Source organism: Martinezella hainanensis, assembly GCF_900094555.1.
Classification (GTDB): domain Bacteria; phylum Pseudomonadota; class Alphaproteobacteria; order Rhizobiales; family Rhizobiaceae; genus Rhizobium; species Rhizobium hainanense.
This window is the reverse complement of sequence record NZ_FMAC01000001.1, coordinates 731,859-748,013: the sequence shown is the minus strand read 5'-3', so window position 1 is coordinate 748,013 and position 16,155 is coordinate 731,859. Positions and strand designations below refer to the sequence as shown.

Here is a 16,155-nt window from a genome sequence, read left to right as displayed (position 1 = left end):
TCATTTACTCCGCAGCCGCCGATTTGCGAGCGGTGTCTTGTCTCTCTGAAAACGCGACCTTCATAGCCCGATCTCGATACGCTGCGGCAAGCCGCTTTGCGGGCGGATCGAAAAGATCGACATCGCTCTTCCCCGACATTTCCATAAGCTGCGCTTCGATCTGCCGATGATCAACGATCTCGCCGCCGCTCACAATGTGGCGGACGGCAACACCACGCTGATGAAGCGCGCGGCTCACGAGAAGGCAACGATGGCAATCGAGCGGATCATGCTCTGAACACATCATGGCGATGCGGTATTTCTTCGCACCCTCGATGACGCGATCCAGACCGCGCGCAAACGCCTCCGTCTCGGCCATCTTTTCGTAGTCGGCGACGCCGTCGCAAAAGAACCGCTTTTCCTTCGGACGACCACCCAACTCCTCACCGAGAAAGACATAGGCTACCTGGTCCTGTCGCAATTCGTCGCGCAGGGTATCCCGGTTAAAGTGAGGGAAATGCCGCGAATATGGCGAGGTTCTCACATCCGCGATCGCTGTCACCGACGCCTGCCGCAGAAGGTCGATAAACCGCTCGTAGGGCAGCGTCGAATGCCCGATCGTCAGAACCTCAACAGTCGTATCCGCCAACTTCGGCCTCCCACACGTTACGACCGTTCGTCCGACACGATCTCCATTTCATTGCATTCCCGCATTCTACCAAGGCATGCGCCGTGCGACCAGCATTCTTCGTAGGGCCCATGCATTTTCCAAGATATCCGGTCCGGCGAACGCTCCAGCCATCAATCACAGGAAATACAGTCCATTGACCTGCGCGTAGCAGGAATTTGGCATCGCCTCGAAAGGGCGACATAGCCCAAGACGAACATGAATACGCTGGCTCGCCTGTGCATCGGCTTGCAGCGCGGCAACTCCATCAGCAAGAAAACGAGTCTTCGCAGCGTCGGCTGGTACTGAGAGATCATATTCGACGCCATCTTGATCGATGAGCGCACGAAGCTGCCGTTTGCCCGGTGCCGGGTTGTCCTCGTAGAACGAGATCGCCTCCGGTTCGAGATCGATGGCGTCGAGTGAACATACTTGCGAACCGGCGGTCACATGCGCCTTTCCGGAGTGGACTCTGTGAAGCTGCCCGCCAAAGGCATCGTCCATTGACGCGGACACGCCCGGCGCAACCGCTTGGACAAGCTGGGCGGGTGTCATCTGCCCAAGCACTGCCGAGTTGCCCACGATCACAAGGCGATCTTCCGTTGCGTGTGGGAATGGAAAATGTGCTGGCGGCGCGGAGGCGTCGAAGCGCACGATATTGCCAGCCGCGAAGAATTTGCCGGGGCCAGCATATTTCTCTTCCCAGAAACGAGATGCTTCCGCAGCGGCGTTCGCGGTGGGCGGCTCCGGCCGTATCATTCCGCCATTTTGCAGATCCCAGCCCGCGACACAAAACAAAGAACCATATCGTGTGACATCGGTTATTATCAGATTATATGTTGGCACCGTTTTCTATCCCCCACCCGTTCTCAATAATCTGTGGTTGAAGGAAAGTTTTTGCAAGTAGAGAAGGTATAGTGGCGGCGTTCCCTTCGGGCCGCGCTCTTAGCTGCGCTGGAACCACGCCAGAGGCGCGTTTCCAGCATTCGGCTTCGATCGCTAACGCAAGAACGGCGGCAGACCCTTCGCGAGATCAGGCCCCGCTTTCATACCGGGCATGATGGCGGATCGAACGGGATTCGAACTCTTTCGCCGTCGTTTCTACGCTTTCCTGTTCAAATACGACAAGCCCTTCGACGGCGGAGCAGAGGACAGTCAGACAGCTTCGACGCGTCGGCATTTTTACGTCACATGCAGCCGCGCAGAAAGATCCCTAGCCTTGGTGGCTTACTCTGAAAACCCCGAGCGCGTCAAAAAACAGCTCCTGGCGAATGGCGGGTTCAAGCCAGAGGAGATATTTCTTGGCCCACCGTAATCCCTTCAGATTACACCAAAGGCCGGCTGATCATGACGGCCCGGTTCACACCCCAAATTACACCACGTTGACGGACGCTATTCGTGACTTCTGCGCGGGGAAGGAATGAGCAGAAAGCGATTCGAACTTCTCACTGCCGATTGCCGCCGTTTCTACGTTTCTTCACTGCAGACCATTTTTCGGGCGTCTTTTGTGCGGGCAATCGGCGGTGTTCGGCGTTCTTAAATAGGCCAGAGTTGGAAAAATTTGGCGCACCCGACAGGATTCGAACCTGTGACCTTTGGAATCGGAATCCAACACTCTATCCAGCTGAGCTACGGGTGCATGCCGTGGCGGTTTTGAATCGCCTGTCCGATGGCTGGTTCTTAGCCTAGGAAGCGCTTGGCTTCAATGCGGAAAATTCAGGAAAGCGTGAGATCGGACGTTTTGGTGGGGAAGGCCGCGGGCTTTTGGCGCGCGGCCTTGTCGTCATCGGCGGTTTCGGCTCATTCCTTCATGGCGCCGGGGCCGGGGGTGGCCTTTGGCGGCACCTTGCCGAGGATGATCATGCCGAGGACTTCGTCCTTGGTGACGTCTTCGGTGCGGGCGTGGCCGACGACCTGGCCGTTCTTCATGACCGAGACGCGGTCGGCGAGGTCGAAGACGTCGTGGATGTCGTGGCTGATGAGGAAGATGCCGATGCCTTCCTTCTTCAGCTGCTTGATCAGCTCACCGACCTGCGCCGTCTCCTGGGGGCCGAGTGCCGCCGTCGGCTCGTCCATGATCAGGATGCGGGCATCGAAGAGGATGGCGCGGGCGATCGCGACCGACTGGCGCTGGCCGCCGGAGAGTGCCTTCACCGGCTCCTTGAAGCGCTTGAAGTTGGGGTTGAGGCGTCCCATCACTTCGCGTGCCTTGGCCTCCATCGCGACGTCGTCGAGCGTGCCCCAGCGGGTCTGCAGCTCGCGGCCGAGATAGAGGTTGGCGGCGGCGTCGACATTGTCGGCGACGGCGAGCGTCTGGTAGATCGTCTCGATGCCGTATTTCTTGGCGTCGCGCGGGCTGCGGATATCGGCGGGTTCACCGTTGATCAGGATATCGCCGCTGTCGCGCTTGTAGGCGCCGGAGAGGATCTTGATCAGCGTCGACTTGCCGGCGCCGTTATGGCCGAGGAGTGCCACGACTTCGCCGGGGTAAAGGTCCACCGAGGCGTTGTCGACCGCGTGGATGCCGCCGAAGGAGATGGAAATGTTCTTCATTTCCACAAGCGGAGTGGTTTGATCCGTCATGGTTCAGAATTCCTTTTACTTGGCGCGCGAGCGATAGACGATGTCGAGCCAGACGGCGATGACGAGCACGACGCCGACGACGACGTTCTGGATCGGCGTGTCGACATTGGCGAGACCCATGCCCGATTGCAGCGATTGCATGACCAATGCGCCGAGCATGGCGCCGGCGATGGTGCCGCTGCCGCCGGCCAGCGACGTGCCGCCGATGACGGCTGCAGCGATGGTGAAGAGTTCGTAGGTCGTGCCCTGCGAATTGGCGGCGGCATTCAAGCGGGCCGTGGAGATAGCTGCAGCGACGGCTGCAAGCAAGCCCATCAGCGCGAAGATGCGCACCGTCACCCAGCGGGTCTTGATGCCTGCGAGTTCCGCTGCTTCCGGATTGCCGCCGATCGCGAAGACATAGCGGCCGAAGCGCAGGCGGGTGGCGATGAAGGTCATGATGATGCCGATGCCAACGGCGATCAGCACGGGTACCGCGATGCCGTAGGGGATATCGAGCCCGGTTTCCGGCCAGGGGATATTGTGTTCTGTCGCATATTTCTTGGCGATGCCGACCGGCCAGTAATAGATGTTGAAGACGTAGATAGTGACGAGGACGAGGGCGGAGCCGAGGATGGCGAGGAAATATTCGGCCCAGAGCGGCCGGCGCGGGAAGTTGAAGCGCTTGCGCTGATGGCGTCCGCCGATAATGCCGAGAACGATGAACACGCAGGCGAGCGCGCCGAGTATCCAGCTCCACGTTGCGCCGATCGAGCCTTCGGCGCCGCCGCCCATGATGCGGAATGTGGCATCGAGCGGCGCAACAGTCTGGCCGCTGGTGACGTACCAGGCAAGGCCGCGCCAGGCGAGAAGGCCGCCGAGCGTGACGATGAAGGAGGGGACATTCAGGAAAGCGATGATGACGCCCTGGAAGGTGCCGATCAGCGTGCCGACGACGAGGCCGCAGATCAACGTGATGACCCAGGTCCAGGAGCTGTCGAAGCCGAGATAGGTGGGAAGGTACTTCGCCTGGATGACACCCATGATCATGGCGACGAAGCCGAGCAGGGAGCCGACGGAAAGGTCGATGTTGCGGGTGACGATGACGAGCACCATGCCGGTCGCCAGCACCGCGATCTCGCAGGTCTGGACGGAAAGGTTCCAGAGGTTTCTGGGGGTCAGAAAGAGGCCGCCCGTATAGACGTCGAAGCCGATCCAGATGATCAGCAGCGCGCCGATCATGCCAAGCAGGCGCGTATCGATTTCGGTCGCGCGCAGGAAGCGCGTAAACGCACCTTCCTCTGCCTTGCGCGGACCGCTCGATGTTGTGGAATGTGTCATGTCGGCCATCGCTTTGCCGTTCTCCCACTTGTTGGGCGCAGGCCCGCGAATGCTCTTTCTTGATCGCTGGGCAGTATCCGCGCTGGTCACAATAGACGTCATCGCTCGCCCATCCGGTTTTCCCGGTTCCACGACCGCCGTCCGGCGGGTCGATCGGATATGCGATGACGCAACACATGCGGGAGGCCTTCATTCCCATTCTGGGTTTGGTTGCGGGCCTCTCATCCGCATTCGACGCCGCAACGGAGAGCCCCTTGCGGCGTCGGCATTATCTTCGGGTCAACCCGTCAAGCCGGGTGCTTATTTGCAGGCAGCGACGCTGCCGGCCTTGACGCCCTGGCAGGCTTCAGCCTTGGAGATCCAGCCTGCGTCGATGACGACATTCAGGTTGTCCTTGGTGATCGGGATCGGGGTCAGGAAGACCGACTTCATTGCGACATGCTTCGGGCCGCCGTTGAAGGTCTGGACGCCGTCGATCTGGTCCTGGGTCTTGCCGCCGGCAAGAGCAAGGGCGATTTCAGCGGCGCGCTTGCCGAGTTCACGCGAGTCCTTCCAGACCGAAACGGTCTGCGTGCCGAGCGCGATGCGGTTCAGGGCTGCCTTGTCGGCATCCTGGCCAGAAACCGGTACGGAGCCTGCGAGGCCCTGGGCATCGAGGGCAGCAACAGCGCCGCCGGCGGTGCCGTCGTTGGAGGCGACGACCGCATCAACCTTGTTGTTGTTGGCGGTCAGGAACTGCTCCATGTTGCGCTGTGCGTTCTGCGGCAGCCAGCCGTCCGTGTAGGCTTCGCCGACGTTCTTGATCTTGCCGGCGTCGATGGCGGACTTCAGCACTTCGATCTGACCGGAGAAGAGGAAGTCGGCGTTCGGATCAGACGACGAGCCCTTGATGAAGACGTAGTTGCCTTCCGGCTTTGCCTTCAGAACTTCGCGAGCCTGCATGCGGCCCACTTCCTTGTTGTCGAAGGTGATGTAGAAGGCGGCCGGATTTTCGATCAGGCGGTCGTAGCCGACAACCGGAATGCCTTCGTCGGCAGCCTTTTCAACGGCGGGGCCGATGGCGTCGGAATCCTGCGCCAGGATGATGAGGGCATTGGCGCCCTGCGAAATCAGCGACTCGACGTCCGTCAGCTGCTTGGAAGCGGACGACTGGGCGTCGGCGGAAATGTACTTGGCGCCGGCTGCTGCGAGCGCCTTCTTGATGGCTGCTTCATCCGTCTTCCAACGCTCTTCCTGGAAGTTCGACCAGGAAACGCCGACGACGAGATCCTTGGCGAAGGCAGCCGTCTGCATGGTCAAAACGATGGCTGCGCCCGCAGCCAGCTTGATGAAAGCTTTCATGTGATCCTCCCGATTGAATGCGACCGCACGTATCCTGAACTCCCGTCGGCCGCGGCGAAAATGCTGACAAGAAAAGCTTTGGACTTTTTTCTCGACAGTCGAGAAATTTAGTGTCAGAGATTTTTTCAGCTGTCAACACCCGCACTGCCAGGTTTCATCGGTCATCCGAAAAAGCTATTACGGGCTGCGGAGGAGGAGGGTTGAATGAGCAGGGAGTTTGCCAATGCTGGCCAAATCGAGCACCGAATTGGTCCGTCAAAAGAACAGCGCTTTGGTCTTGTCGGCGCTGCGTCGGCATGGCCCGCTCGCCCATACCGAGCTTTCTGATTTCACGAAGCTTTCCTCCGCGACCGTATCGGTCATCACGGCGGATCTGGAGCGGGCGCAGATCATCGAAAAGGCGGAACAACAGGCTGGCAGCGGCCGCGGCCGGCCACGCGTACTGTTTTCGCAGCGGCGCGATTGCGGCTATCTGATCGTCGTCGTCATTTCGTCGGATGCCGTGCAATATTCCCTCGTCGACTATACCGGCCGGCTGATAGACCGCTTTACCGAGGACAGGCAGCAGAACGCCACGGGCGTCGAGCGCTTCGTGGCCGGATTGCGCGATGCCTTGAGCCGCATCGTCACCCGCTCGCAATTGCCGCGCGACAAGGTGCTGATGATCTCGATCAGCAGCAAGGGGCTCGTCGATGCGTCCGAGCCGGTGCTGCGCTGGTCGCCGATCTTCGGGCGTGAGGAAATCGATTTCGCCGCCGTGCTTCGCGACGAATGGTCGGCGCAAATCATTCTCGGCAACGAGACTCTGCTGGTAGCCGCGGCCCTGGGGCGGCAGGAGGAGACCAATAAGCATGGCGATTTCCGCGCGATGGCGGCGCTGTCACTCGGTCACAGCATCGGGCTTGGCATCGTGCGGCGAGACCACGAAGGCAATCACCAAATATCGGCGCCGAATTTCGGGCATATGATGCATGTGCCGGGCGGCGGTCTTTGTCGCTGTGGCGCGCGCGGATGTATCGAGGCCTATGCCGGTTTCTACGCCATGCTGCGCACGGCCTTCGACGTGCCACTTGACACGATCCCCGCGAAGTTCGTGCCAATCGCCGAGCTCGACAAGATCGCCGCGAGTGCACGCCAGGGCGGGCGTCGCAACGTGCTGGCCTTTCGCCAGGCCGGCCTGGCGCTCGGCAATGGCCTTTCGCGTGTCTTGAGCCTGCATGAGCGGATGCCGATCGTCATCACGGGTCCGGGCGTACGCTACTACGATCTGCTGATCGAGGGCATAACGGAAGGTTTGGCGGAATCGCATGTCGTGCGCATGGAGGGCATGCCGGAGCTGCGCGTTATCGTCGACGAGCCGACGCTCGTCTTCGAAGGACATCTGAACCGCGCATTTTCGATCATCGACAATGATATCGTGAAGAGGGGAGCTTCGGTCGTGGAGTTGCGCGATCAGGCGGGTTGAGAGGCGATAAAGGCAGGACGTGGGCATGTGCCCGACCGCTGCTTCGCCAGCTCGATCAATCCGTCAAGCCCAGAGGCTGATCATCCTCACGGACGTGCAGGATGCGATCGATCAGGCCCCATTCCAAAGCCTCCTCCGCCGTCATGAAATGGTCGCGGTCCATGGCACGTTCGAACTCTTCATAGGAACGACCGCAATGCTCGGCATAAAGCCGCGTCATGCGATGCTTCGTTCGTCTCATTTCTTCAGCGTGGATAAAGATGTCCGATGCCTGTCCCTGGAAGCCGCCCAATGGCTGGTGAATATGGATGCTGGCGTTTGGAAGTGCGCTGCGCTCGCCCGGCTGGCCCGACATCAAGAGGAACGAGCCCATGGAACGAGCCGTGCCCATGCACAGCGTATACACCGGCGCACGAATGTAGCGCATGGTGTCGTACATCGCGAGACCGCTGGTCACCACGCCACCGGGGGAGTTGATATAGAGATGGATCGGTCTCTTAGGATTTTCGGCCTCAAGAAACAGCAGTTGCGCGCAGACGAGGGCCGAGACGTCATCGTTCACCTCGCCATTCAGGAAGATGATCCTCTCGCGCAGCAGGCGGGAATAGATGTCGAAGGACCGCTCTCCTCTGCTGGATTGTTCCACGACCATAGGGACGAGTTGCATCGCTTCGCGCATCGGCGACCTCCAATGTTCTTGAAATTGTTGCTAGATCTGGCGCGTCAGGCGGCGCGCATGACGGTCAGGCTGTTGTTGTTTGCCGCAGTCCTCTCGGCTTCGCGAAGCCGCACATCATCAAGTTCATGGATGATCCGCAGGCTCGTGCCGCCGTTTGCATTCGAAGATATTTTGAAAGTCACGGTGCTTTCGAGGAAAGGCGGCGTGTCGTCCCGCAGTCTGTAGCGGACCTCTTCGCCCGGTGTGATCGATATTGCCTCGGGCTCAGCCAAAGCTTCCTTCGGCAGCCAGTTTTCCCGAAGCTCGGGCGTGCTGATTGCACGCCAGACCTTCTGTGGCGGCTCGCTGAATTCATATTGCAGTTCGATGGCGTTTTTCCGCGAGGGGATATTCGGATGGTTCATTGGTCCATATCCTTCAACAAGACCTCGAGAGCTTCGATGCGGGCGGGCCAGTAGGCGCGGTATTTCGCCAACCATTGGGCAATGAGGGTAAGCCCCTCCGGATCGACTTCGTAATTCACGAAACGCCCCTGTCGTTCTTCCCTGACCAGTCCGGCACTCCGCAGGACAGCAAGATGCTGGGACATTGCCGGCTGGCTGATATCAACACCTTCGCGCAGGGCGCTGGCGTTCATGCCGCCTGTCGCCAGCTTCTCGAAGATGGCGCGGCGGGTCGGATCGGCCAAAGCCCGGAATATCTCATTCTCTATCATGAGAACAGATAAGCATAGACTTATGTGATTCGCAAGATGTTTCCGCAGGAGTACCATCGAACTCCGAGGCGAAGCGGGCATAAAAAAGTCCGCCGCGAAGCGATTCGCGGCGGACTTCTTGGGAGAACCGTATTCCCTGCGGGAACCGGGATTGCTTAGTCGATCTTTACCAGGCGGCCTTCCTTGACCGACTGCAGAGCGGCATCCGCCAGCTTCAACGCGGCTAGGCCATCGGTGCCCGACGGCGTGATGGCGCCGCCCTTTTCGACCGCGGCGATGAAGCTTGCGATCTCGTTGGCATAGGCTTCCGTGTAGCGCGTCATGAAGAAATCATGCAGCGGCGGGCGGGTGTAGCCATCGCCATTGGCGACTTCGATGGAGAAGGGGCGCTGGTTTTCGGCTGATACCATGCCCTTCGAGCCGTGGATTTCGATGCGCTGATCGTAGCCATAGGTGGCGCGGCGCGAGTTGGAGATGATCGCCTGCTTGCCGGATGCCGTCTGGAGGATGACGGAAACGCTGTCGTAATCGCCGGCTTCGCCGATCGCCTTGTCGACCAGTACGGCGGCGGTTGCGGTCACGGCCACCGGCTCTTCGCCGAGCAGGAAGCGCGCCATGTCGAAATCATGGATCGTCATGTCGCGGAAGATGCCGCCGGAGCGCTTGATGTAGTCAACCGGCGGGGCACCGGGGTCGCGCGAGGTGATCGTCACCATCTCCACGATGCCGATGCGGCCTTCGTCGATGGCCTTCTTCACCGCCATGAAATGCGGGTCGAAGCGGCGGTTGAAGCCGACCATCAGCTTGCCCTTGGTTTCCTCGACGACCTTGATGCAGGCCTTGACGCGGGCGACGTCGAGATCGACAGGCTTTTCGCAGAAGACGGCCTTGCCGGCACGGGTGAAGCGCTCGATGAGATCGGCATGGGTATCGGTCGGCGTGCAGATGACGACGGCATCGATATCCTTGGCAGCTTCGATCGCCTCGATGGTGCGCACTTCGCAGCCATAGGCGGCCGAGATCGCTTCCGCAGCCGCGGGGAACGCATCCGCGACGGCGACCAGCTTGGCGTTGGCATCACCGCTGACGGCTTTCGCATGCACCTTGCCGATGCGTCCAGCACCGAGCAGACCAAATCTGACAGTCATTTCTACCTCCCTGGATTCGGAATAAATGGACCGAATATAAATTTCTATGGAATTTTCATTCCATTTTCCGGCGACGACGTCAAGCCGCATGGACTTCACAATTCTCAAAATCGCTGTTCGATATCGGCTTAGCCGAAATCCACCTGCGAAACCTTATTTTATCCGGACGGCTTCACAATTTTCCTGATGATGCGCTAAAGACATGTCTTCTTGAACAGGCAAAAGAGACCCATGCAACTGATTGATCCCAGCCATCCGCTCTACAAGCCACTTTGGGTGCGCATCCTCATCGTGGCCGTCTGCTTTGGCTGGGCAGCCGTCGAAACCCTCGGTTCGCAGCCATTCTGGGCGATGCTGTCGGGTGCGCTCGGCGCCTATTCGGCCTGGATGCTGCTCTTGAATTTCAAGCCGCAACCGCCCGAAGCGGCAAGCGAAGCAAACCCACAGGACGATGCCGGCGAAGATGATGAGCCACCATCGGAGGACAAGAAATAATCACCGCCTGAGGCGGCGTATGGCTTCGTCGATCAGTTGGTTGGCGAGCATCATGCGCGTCGTCGCTTGTTCGCGGAAAAGGGCGGCGACGCTGTCTGGATGATTGGCCTTGGCGAAGCTGCGGCGTTTTTCCTGCAGGGCTTCGCGCGTGAGGTCGGCGGTGATTGCGAGCTCGGCAGCGACCTCTTCCCGCGACGTTCGGGCCAGATGTTCTGGCATGACCGGCGGCTGTGGTGCCTGCGGCGCAGGTTCGGGCTCCGGCTCAATTTCAGGCAAAATGATGGGATCGCCAAGGTTATCACGATAGGCTTCGTCGGGCCGTTGCGTCTCGGGCGTCTCGCCACCCAGCACCGTTGCTGCAAAGCTGACATTCAGGCCGCGGATGCGATGCGCGGCCTCTTCCTGTTCTGAAACCTCCTCTTCGCTGTCGAGGCGGTCGAGCACGGATTGAAACAATGATTGCTTGAACAGCATGCGTGATCTCCACGCCAAGCTTCATAGGAGTGGAAGTTGGCGCGGAGCTTATGGCTTGCATTTATGTCGGCGAGAGATGGCGGCTCTCTTCCAGGATCATGTCATGCAGCAGGCGCGCGCTCGGCGGCATGGCGCGTTCGCGGGCTGTAATCAGGCTGTAGGGCCTGACGTCGATATCGAAATCGATCGGCAGGATAGAGGATTCGCCGGCCTGAGACGTTTGTCCGCAGATGAATTGCGCCATGTCGAGCGCGATCGGCGCGATCGCATCGGTCTTGCAGACCACCGCAAGCGTCAGAAGCAGGGACGAGGTATTGACGACATTTTCCGGCAGCGGCACGCCGGCGGCGAGGAAAATATCCTCCACCTTGCGTCGCAGCAATGTTCCTGGCGGCTGGAACACCCAGTCGTAACCGGCCAGATCATGCAGGCCGGCAACACCCTTTTCAAGCAGCGGATGTCCGTTGCGAACCACCAGACAGGCTTTTTCAACGCCGATCTCATGGGCGGTGAACAGGCGCGGATCGAGATCATCCGGGATGCGGCTGATAATGAAGTCGTGACGGGCGGCGAGCAGTTCGCGAGCGAGCACATTGCTGTTCTCGACCTCGATATTGATCTCTATGCCGGGATAGGTGCGCGTCACGCGCTGGATGGCCGGGACGACAAGGCTGATCGCCGGCGCAGTCACCGCTCCCAGAAAGACCGAGCCGCCCTTGCCGGTCCGCAAGGCGCCAAGCTCCCGGCCTGCCTCGCGCAGCTCCAGCAGGATTTTGCGCGCCCGCTTGGCGAGCGCGAGACCGAAAGGGGTCAGCATGACGCCTCTGGCGACCCGCTCGTACAGCGGGCTTTTGACAATCGACTCCATTTCTGAGAGCATGCGTGAAGCCGCAGGTTGTGACATGTTCATGGACTCAGCGGCCGCGGAGATTTGCCCGTGATCCTCGATCGTGACGATCATGCGCAGGTGATTGAGCTTCAAACCGGCTTTCAGCAGTGCATCATCGCGAAAACTGTCGGAATGAATCTCAATGCCATCGCTCACATAATCGTTATATATTTTCTCCATAGCGGCCAAATTTCCCATTCATCGGCAAAAAAGTACTATTTTTTAACATTATACCAAACTTGGTATATGTTTAGCCAGTTATTCTATTTGACAGTTATACGAAATCGTACGAGTTTGCCGATTGTGCGCTGGGTACAGCTCATAAACCGTGAGAGCGTGGAGGAGACCTACTTCGTTTCTCACAATTAGAAGTAAATCATTCCTTCTACGGAACCTGCCGCAGTTTCGGGCGGGCATTTTTTGTCCGCCACATTATCAACAAGGGAGAGAGTAATGAAATCCATTATCTCATTGATGGCCGGCGCTGCGTTCGGCGTCGCTACGCTGGTGGTACCTGCCTTCGCGGCGGACAAGGGCACGGTAGGCATCGCTATGCCGACCAAGGCTTCGGCTCGCTGGATCGATGACGGCAACAACATCGTCAAGCAGCTCCAGGCTGCCGGCTACGGCACCGACCTGCAGTATGGCGACGACGACATCCCGAACCAGCTCTCGCAGATCGAGAACATGGTCACCAAGGGCGACAAGGTCCTCGTCATCGCTTCGATCGACGGCACCACGCTGTCCGACGTTCTTCAGAAGGCTCACGATGCCGGCATCAAGGTCATCGCCTATGACCGCCTGATCCGCAACAGCGGCAACGTCGACTACTACGCCACGTTCGACAACTTCAAGGTTGGCGTTCTTCAGGCTGGCTCGATCGTCGATGCCCTGGGCCTCAAGGATGGCAAGGGTCCGTTCAACATCGAGCTGTTCGGCGGTTCTCCGGACGACAACAACGCCTTCTTCTTCTATGACGGCGCAATGTCGGTCCTGAAGCCTTACATCGACAGCGGCAAGCTGGTCGTAAAGTCCGGCCAGATGGGCATGGACAAGGTCGGTACGCTGCGTTGGGACCCGGCAACGGCCCAGGCTCGTATGGATAACCTGCTGTCGGCCTACTACACCGACTCTCACGTCGATGCCGTTCTGTCTCCGTACGACGGTCTGTCGATCGGCATCCTCTCCTCGCTCAAGGGCGTCGGTTACGGTTCCGGCGGTGTGAAGCTCCCGATCGTTACCGGTCAGGACTCCGAAATTCCGTCGGTCAAGTCGATCATCGCTGGTGAGCAGCACTCCACGATCTTCAAGGACACCCGTGACCTCGCCAAGGTCACCGTCAACATGGTCAACGCCCTGATGGAAGGCAAGACGCCGGAAGTCAACGACACCAAGACCTACGACAACGGCGTCAAGGTTGTTCCGTCCTACCTGCTGACCCCGGTCGCAGTCGACAAGACCAACTACGAGAAGATCCTCGTCGAAGGCGGTTACTACAAGGCTGATCAGCTGAAGTAATCTTCCGACATAGCGGTCAGGGCTCGCCGAAAATGCGAGCCCTGGCTTTGATATTTAAGACGATCGCGCGGTCTGCTATGTTCGGTCGCGGCGTTGGATACGGACAATGGACAATACCATCCTCGAAATGCGGAGCATCACCAAGTCGTTCCCCGGTGTGAACGCCCTGGAAAATGTCAATCTGAAAGTCCGTCAGGGCGAGATTCATGCTTTGGTCGGCGAAAACGGAGCCGGCAAGTCCACTCTCATGAAGGTGCTCTCGGGTGTTTACCCGGCCGGCACCTACGACGGCGACATCTACTATGATGGCGCGGTTCGCCAGTTCAGGACCATCAAGGACTCCGAAGAAATCGGCATCATCATCATCCATCAGGAGCTGGCGCTCGTTCCGCTTCTGTCGATTGCCGAAAATATCTTCCTGGGCAACGAAGTCGTCGCCAATGGCATGATCAATTGGCAGGAAACCTTCACCCGCACCAAGCAACTCCTTGCCAAGGTCGGCCTCAGGGAATCTCCGAATACGCTCGTGACCGACATCGGCGTCGGCAAGCAGCAGCTCGTCGAGATCGCCAAGGCCTTGTCGAAAAGCGTCAAGCTTCTCATTCTCGACGAGCCGACGGCATCGCTCAACGAAAGCGATTCCGATGCTCTCCTCAATCTCCTCATGGAGTTCCGCAACCAGGGCATCACCTCGATCATCATCACGCACAAGCTCAACGAAGTGCGCAAGGTGGCCGATCAGATTACGGTATTGCGCGACGGCATGACGGTGAAGGCGCTGAACTGCCACGAGGAAGAGATCAGCGAAGACATCATCATTCGCAACATGGTCGGCCGCGAGCTCGCTGACCGCTATCCGCCGCGCTCGGTGCCGGTCGGCGAGACGATCTTCGAAGTCAAGAACTGGAATGCGTTCCATCAGCAGCACCGCGATCGTCAGGTTCTGCACAATATCAACGTCAATGTGCGCAAGGGCGAAGTGGTCGGCATTGCCGGCCTGATGGGTGCGGGGCGCACCGAATTCGCGATGAGCGTCTTTGGCAAGTCCTATGGCCACAAGATCAGCGGCGAGGTGTTCGTAGACGGCAAGCAGGTCGATACCAGCACCGTTCGCAAGGCCATCGACGCCGGTCTTGCCTATGTGACGGAAGACCGCAAGCAGCTCGGCCTCGTTCTGACGAACAATATCTTGCACAATACGACGCTTGCCAATCTGATGGGCGTCTCCAAGGCAACGGTCATCGACGACGTACGCGAGCTGCAGGTGGCGACGAACTATCGCGCCAAGCTGCGCATCCGTTCGTCCGGTGTTTTCCAGGAGGCAGGCAACCTATCCGGCGGCAACCAGCAGAAGGTGGTGCTGTCGAAGTGGCTGTTCTCGGATCCGGACGTCCTGATCCTCGACGAACCGACGCGCGGCATCGACGTCGGCGCCAAGTACGAAATCTATTCCATCATCAACCAGCTTGCCGCCGACGGAAAGGGCGTTCTGATGATCTCATCGGAAATGCCTGAGCTTCTCGGTACCTGCGACCGCATCTACGTCATGAACGAAGGTCGAATCGTTGCCGAACTGCCGAAGGCAGAGGCAAGCCAGGAGAGCATCATGCGCGCTATCATGCGCTCAGGGGAGAAACAACAATGAGTTCGGCCAACCCAGCCACAGAAAGCAGCCACGTCGTTTCGATCGGCGATCATATCCGCAACAACATCCGCGAATACGGCATGTTGATCGCGCTCGTTGTCATCATGCTGCTGTTTCAGTATCTCACCAACGGCGTTCTGTTCAGGCCGCAAAACCTGACCAACATCGTGCTGCAGAACTCGTTCATCGTCATCATGGCGCTTGGCATGCTGCTGGTCATCGTGGCCGGCCATATCGACCTGTCGGTCGGTTCGGTGGTCGGCTTCGTTGGCGCGGTTGCAGGCGTATTGGTCGTGCAGATGCATATGAACCTGGCGCTCGCGACGGTCATTTGTCTTCTGATGGGGGCCGCGGTCGGCGCCTGGCACGGATATTTCATCGCCTATCATCGCATTCCATCGTTTATCGTCACGCTTTCCGGCATGCTGGTCTTCCGCGGCCTGACCTATGCCATCATCAACACGACGGGCAACGGCAGCAGTATCGGCCCGTTCCCGCCGGCGTTCCAGATCGTCGCGACCGGCTTCCTTCCCGATTTCATGGACATGGGCGGCATTCATTCGACATCGATCTTCCTGACCATTGCCATCCCGATTGTGATGTTCCTCCTCGCGTGGCGCGGTCGCAGCGTGAACGAGAAACATGGCATCGATGTCGAGCCTTTCAGCTTCTTTATCGGCCAGAATCTTGTAATCGCCGCCGCGACAATTTTCATCGGCTACCAGATCTCTTCCTACAGAGGACTGCCGAACGTTCTTGTTCTCATGCTGCTGCTGATCGCCCTCTACGGTTTCGCCACGCAGCGCACGACGATCGGCCGCCGCATCTATGCCATGGGTGGCAATGAAAAGGCGACGAAGCTTTCGGGTATCGATACCCGAAAGCTGACCTTCTACACCTTCATCAACATGGGTATCCTCGCCAGTATCGCCGGCATCATCATCGCGACGCGCCTGAACTCGGCCACCGCCAAGGGCGGCGACGGTCTCGAGCTTGACGTGATCGCGGCCTGCTTCATCGGTGGCGCTTCGGCTTCCGGCGGCGTCGGCAAGGTGACGGGTGCCGTTATCGGCGCCTTGATCATGGGCGTGCTGAACCAGGGCATGTCGATCCTCGGCTACCAGACGGACTCCCAGAAGATGATCAAGGGTGCAGTGTTGCTCGCTGCCGTGTTCATCGACGTCTACAACAAGAACAAGGGTTGATCGCTCAAGCGATCAACCGAGGCTTTTAAAAC

General features: G+C 59.0%; 16 protein-coding genes and 1 tRNA gene. 5 read left to right on the top strand and 12 right to left on the bottom strand.

Annotated elements, in window-relative coordinates; all coding sequences use genetic code 11:
- Positions 1-4 precede the first annotated feature (4 nt).
- The 6 genes from GA0061100_RS03610 to xylF all read right to left on the bottom strand — a co-directional run bounded on the left by GA0061100_RS03610 (position 5) and on the right by xylF (position 5,890).
- Positions 5-628, bottom strand: a complete 624-nt coding sequence (locus tag GA0061100_RS03610; protein ID WP_075851254.1) for a DUF488 domain-containing protein — start codon at positions 626-628, stop codon at positions 5-7.
- 156 nt (positions 629-784) lie between these two features.
- The gene (locus GA0061100_RS03605) at positions 785-1,492 is read right to left on the bottom strand and encodes a dual OB domain-containing protein (protein ID WP_143525375.1); all 708 of its coding nucleotides are present in this window, start codon (positions 1,490-1,492) and stop codon (positions 785-787) included.
- Positions 1,493-2,208: 716 nt separating this feature from the next.
- Positions 2,209-2,285 (bottom strand) — tRNA-Arg (locus GA0061100_RS03595).
- Positions 2,286-2,446: 161 nt separating this feature from the next.
- Complete coding sequence (locus GA0061100_RS03590; RefSeq protein ID WP_069612788.1) at positions 2,447-3,229, bottom strand: ATP-binding cassette domain-containing protein; 783 nt, start codon at positions 3,227-3,229, stop codon at positions 2,447-2,449.
- Positions 3,230-3,244: 15 nt separating this feature from the next.
- On the bottom strand, positions 3,245-4,558 hold the full coding sequence (locus GA0061100_RS03585; protein WP_075851248.1) for a sugar ABC transporter permease: 1,314 nt from the start codon (positions 4,556-4,558) through the stop codon (positions 3,245-3,247).
- Between the two features lie 291 nt (positions 4,559-4,849).
- The gene (xylF, locus tag GA0061100_RS03580; RefSeq protein WP_075851247.1) at positions 4,850-5,890 is read right to left on the bottom strand and encodes a D-xylose ABC transporter substrate-binding protein; all 1,041 of its coding nucleotides are present in this window, start codon (positions 5,888-5,890) and stop codon (positions 4,850-4,852) included.
- Positions 5,891-6,113: 223 nt separating this feature from the next.
- Between xylF and GA0061100_RS03575 the strand changes: the two genes are divergently transcribed.
- Positions 6,114-7,355, top strand: coding sequence for an ROK family transcriptional regulator (locus GA0061100_RS03575; RefSeq protein WP_075851245.1), 1,242 nt, complete (start codon positions 6,114-6,116; stop codon positions 7,353-7,355).
- A gap of 55 nt (positions 7,356-7,410) precedes the next feature.
- On the opposite strand, the gene GA0061100_RS03570 is transcribed toward GA0061100_RS03575, so the two are convergent.
- The 4 genes from GA0061100_RS03570 to iolG form a co-directional block, all read right to left on the bottom strand.
- A complete protein-coding gene (locus GA0061100_RS03570; RefSeq protein WP_075851244.1) occupies positions 7,411-8,034 on the bottom strand; it encodes an ATP-dependent Clp protease proteolytic subunit in 624 nt (207 codons plus the stop codon).
- A 44-nt stretch (positions 8,035-8,078) separates the two neighbouring features.
- Positions 8,079-8,438, bottom strand: coding sequence for an SRPBCC family protein (locus GA0061100_RS03565; protein ID WP_075851242.1), 360 nt, complete (start codon positions 8,436-8,438; stop codon positions 8,079-8,081).
- Positions 8,435-8,749, bottom strand: a complete 315-nt coding sequence (locus tag GA0061100_RS03560) for an ArsR/SmtB family transcription factor (protein WP_075851240.1) — start codon at positions 8,747-8,749, stop codon at positions 8,435-8,437. Before GA0061100_RS03560 ends, GA0061100_RS03565 begins: the two co-directional genes overlap by 4 nt.
- 155 nt (positions 8,750-8,904) lie before the next feature.
- Positions 8,905-9,897 (bottom strand): inositol 2-dehydrogenase, encoded by a 993-nt coding sequence (gene iolG, locus GA0061100_RS03555; protein WP_075851876.1) that lies wholly within the window; start codon positions 9,895-9,897, stop codon positions 8,905-8,907.
- Between the two features lie 231 nt (positions 9,898-10,128).
- On the opposite strand from iolG, the gene GA0061100_RS03550 reads away from it, so the two are divergent.
- Positions 10,129-10,392 carry a hypothetical protein gene (locus GA0061100_RS03550; protein WP_075851239.1) on the top strand — a complete coding sequence of 88 codons (264 nt, stop codon included), beginning with the start codon at positions 10,129-10,131 and terminating at the stop codon, positions 10,390-10,392.
- Here the strand turns inward: GA0061100_RS03550 and GA0061100_RS03545 are convergent, their stop codons facing one another.
- Together GA0061100_RS03545 and GA0061100_RS03540 are read right to left on the bottom strand one after the other, a co-directional pair.
- Positions 10,393-10,866 (bottom strand): hypothetical protein, encoded by a 474-nt coding sequence (locus GA0061100_RS03545; protein WP_075851237.1) that lies wholly within the window; start codon positions 10,864-10,866, stop codon positions 10,393-10,395.
- A 61-nt stretch (positions 10,867-10,927) separates the two neighbouring features.
- Positions 10,928-11,935 carry a LysR family transcriptional regulator gene (locus GA0061100_RS03540; RefSeq protein WP_075851235.1) on the bottom strand — a complete coding sequence of 336 codons (1,008 nt, stop codon included), beginning with the start codon at positions 11,933-11,935 and terminating at the stop codon, positions 10,928-10,930.
- A 273-nt stretch (positions 11,936-12,208) separates the two neighbouring features.
- On the opposite strand from GA0061100_RS03540, the gene chvE reads away from it, so the two are divergent.
- The 3 genes from chvE (at position 12,209) to mmsB (ending at position 16,123) form a co-directional block, all read left to right on the top strand.
- Entirely contained in the window at positions 12,209-13,273 is a 1,065-nt protein-coding gene (chvE, locus tag GA0061100_RS03535; RefSeq protein ID WP_075851233.1) for a multiple monosaccharide ABC transporter substrate-binding protein, read from the top strand.
- A 106-nt stretch (positions 13,274-13,379) separates the two neighbouring features.
- Entirely contained in the window at positions 13,380-14,918 is a 1,539-nt protein-coding gene (gene mmsA, locus GA0061100_RS03530; RefSeq protein WP_075851231.1) for a multiple monosaccharide ABC transporter ATP-binding protein, read from the top strand.
- Entirely contained in the window at positions 14,915-16,123 is a 1,209-nt protein-coding gene (gene mmsB / locus GA0061100_RS03525) for a multiple monosaccharide ABC transporter permease (protein WP_075851230.1), read from the top strand. Before mmsA ends, mmsB begins: the two co-directional genes overlap by 4 nt.
- Positions 16,124-16,155: the final 32 nt, after the last annotated feature.

Bases quoted from the DNA above. Each gene is read 5' to 3' on its own strand.
- GA0061100_RS03590 (WP_069612788.1), bottom strand. From the start codon at position 3,229: ATGACGGATCAAACCACTCCGCTTGTGGAAATGAAGAACATTTCCATC.
- GA0061100_RS03585 (WP_075851248.1), bottom strand. From the start codon at position 4,558: ATGGCCGACATGACACATTCCACAACATCGAGCGGTCCGCGCAAGGCA.
- xylF (WP_075851247.1), bottom strand. From the start codon at position 5,890: ATGAAAGCTTTCATCAAGCTGGCTGCGGGCGCAGCCATCGTTTTGACC.
- GA0061100_RS03575 (WP_075851245.1), top strand. From the start codon at position 6,114: ATGCTGGCCAAATCGAGCACCGAATTGGTCCGTCAAAAGAACAGCGCT.
- GA0061100_RS03570 (WP_075851244.1), bottom strand. From the start codon at position 8,034: ATGCGCGAAGCGATGCAACTCGTCCCTATGGTCGTGGAACAATCCAGC.
- GA0061100_RS03565 (WP_075851242.1), bottom strand. From the start codon at position 8,438: ATGAACCATCCGAATATCCCCTCGCGGAAAAACGCCATCGAACTGCAA.
- GA0061100_RS03560 (WP_075851240.1), bottom strand. From the start codon at position 8,749: ATGATAGAGAATGAGATATTCCGGGCTTTGGCCGATCCGACCCGCCGC.
- iolG (WP_075851876.1), bottom strand. From the start codon at position 9,897: ATGACTGTCAGATTTGGTCTGCTCGGTGCTGGACGCATCGGCAAGGTG.
- GA0061100_RS03550 (WP_075851239.1), top strand. From the start codon at position 10,129: ATGCAACTGATTGATCCCAGCCATCCGCTCTACAAGCCACTTTGGGTG.
- GA0061100_RS03545 (WP_075851237.1), bottom strand. From the start codon at position 10,866: ATGCTGTTCAAGCAATCATTGTTTCAATCCGTGCTCGACCGCCTCGAC.
- GA0061100_RS03540 (WP_075851235.1), bottom strand. From the start codon at position 11,935: ATGGAGAAAATATATAACGATTATGTGAGCGATGGCATTGAGATTCAT.
- chvE (WP_075851233.1), top strand. From the start codon at position 12,209: ATGAAATCCATTATCTCATTGATGGCCGGCGCTGCGTTCGGCGTCGCT.
- mmsA (WP_075851231.1), top strand. From the start codon at position 13,380: ATGGACAATACCATCCTCGAAATGCGGAGCATCACCAAGTCGTTCCCC.
- mmsB (WP_075851230.1), top strand. From the start codon at position 14,915: ATGAGTTCGGCCAACCCAGCCACAGAAAGCAGCCACGTCGTTTCGATC.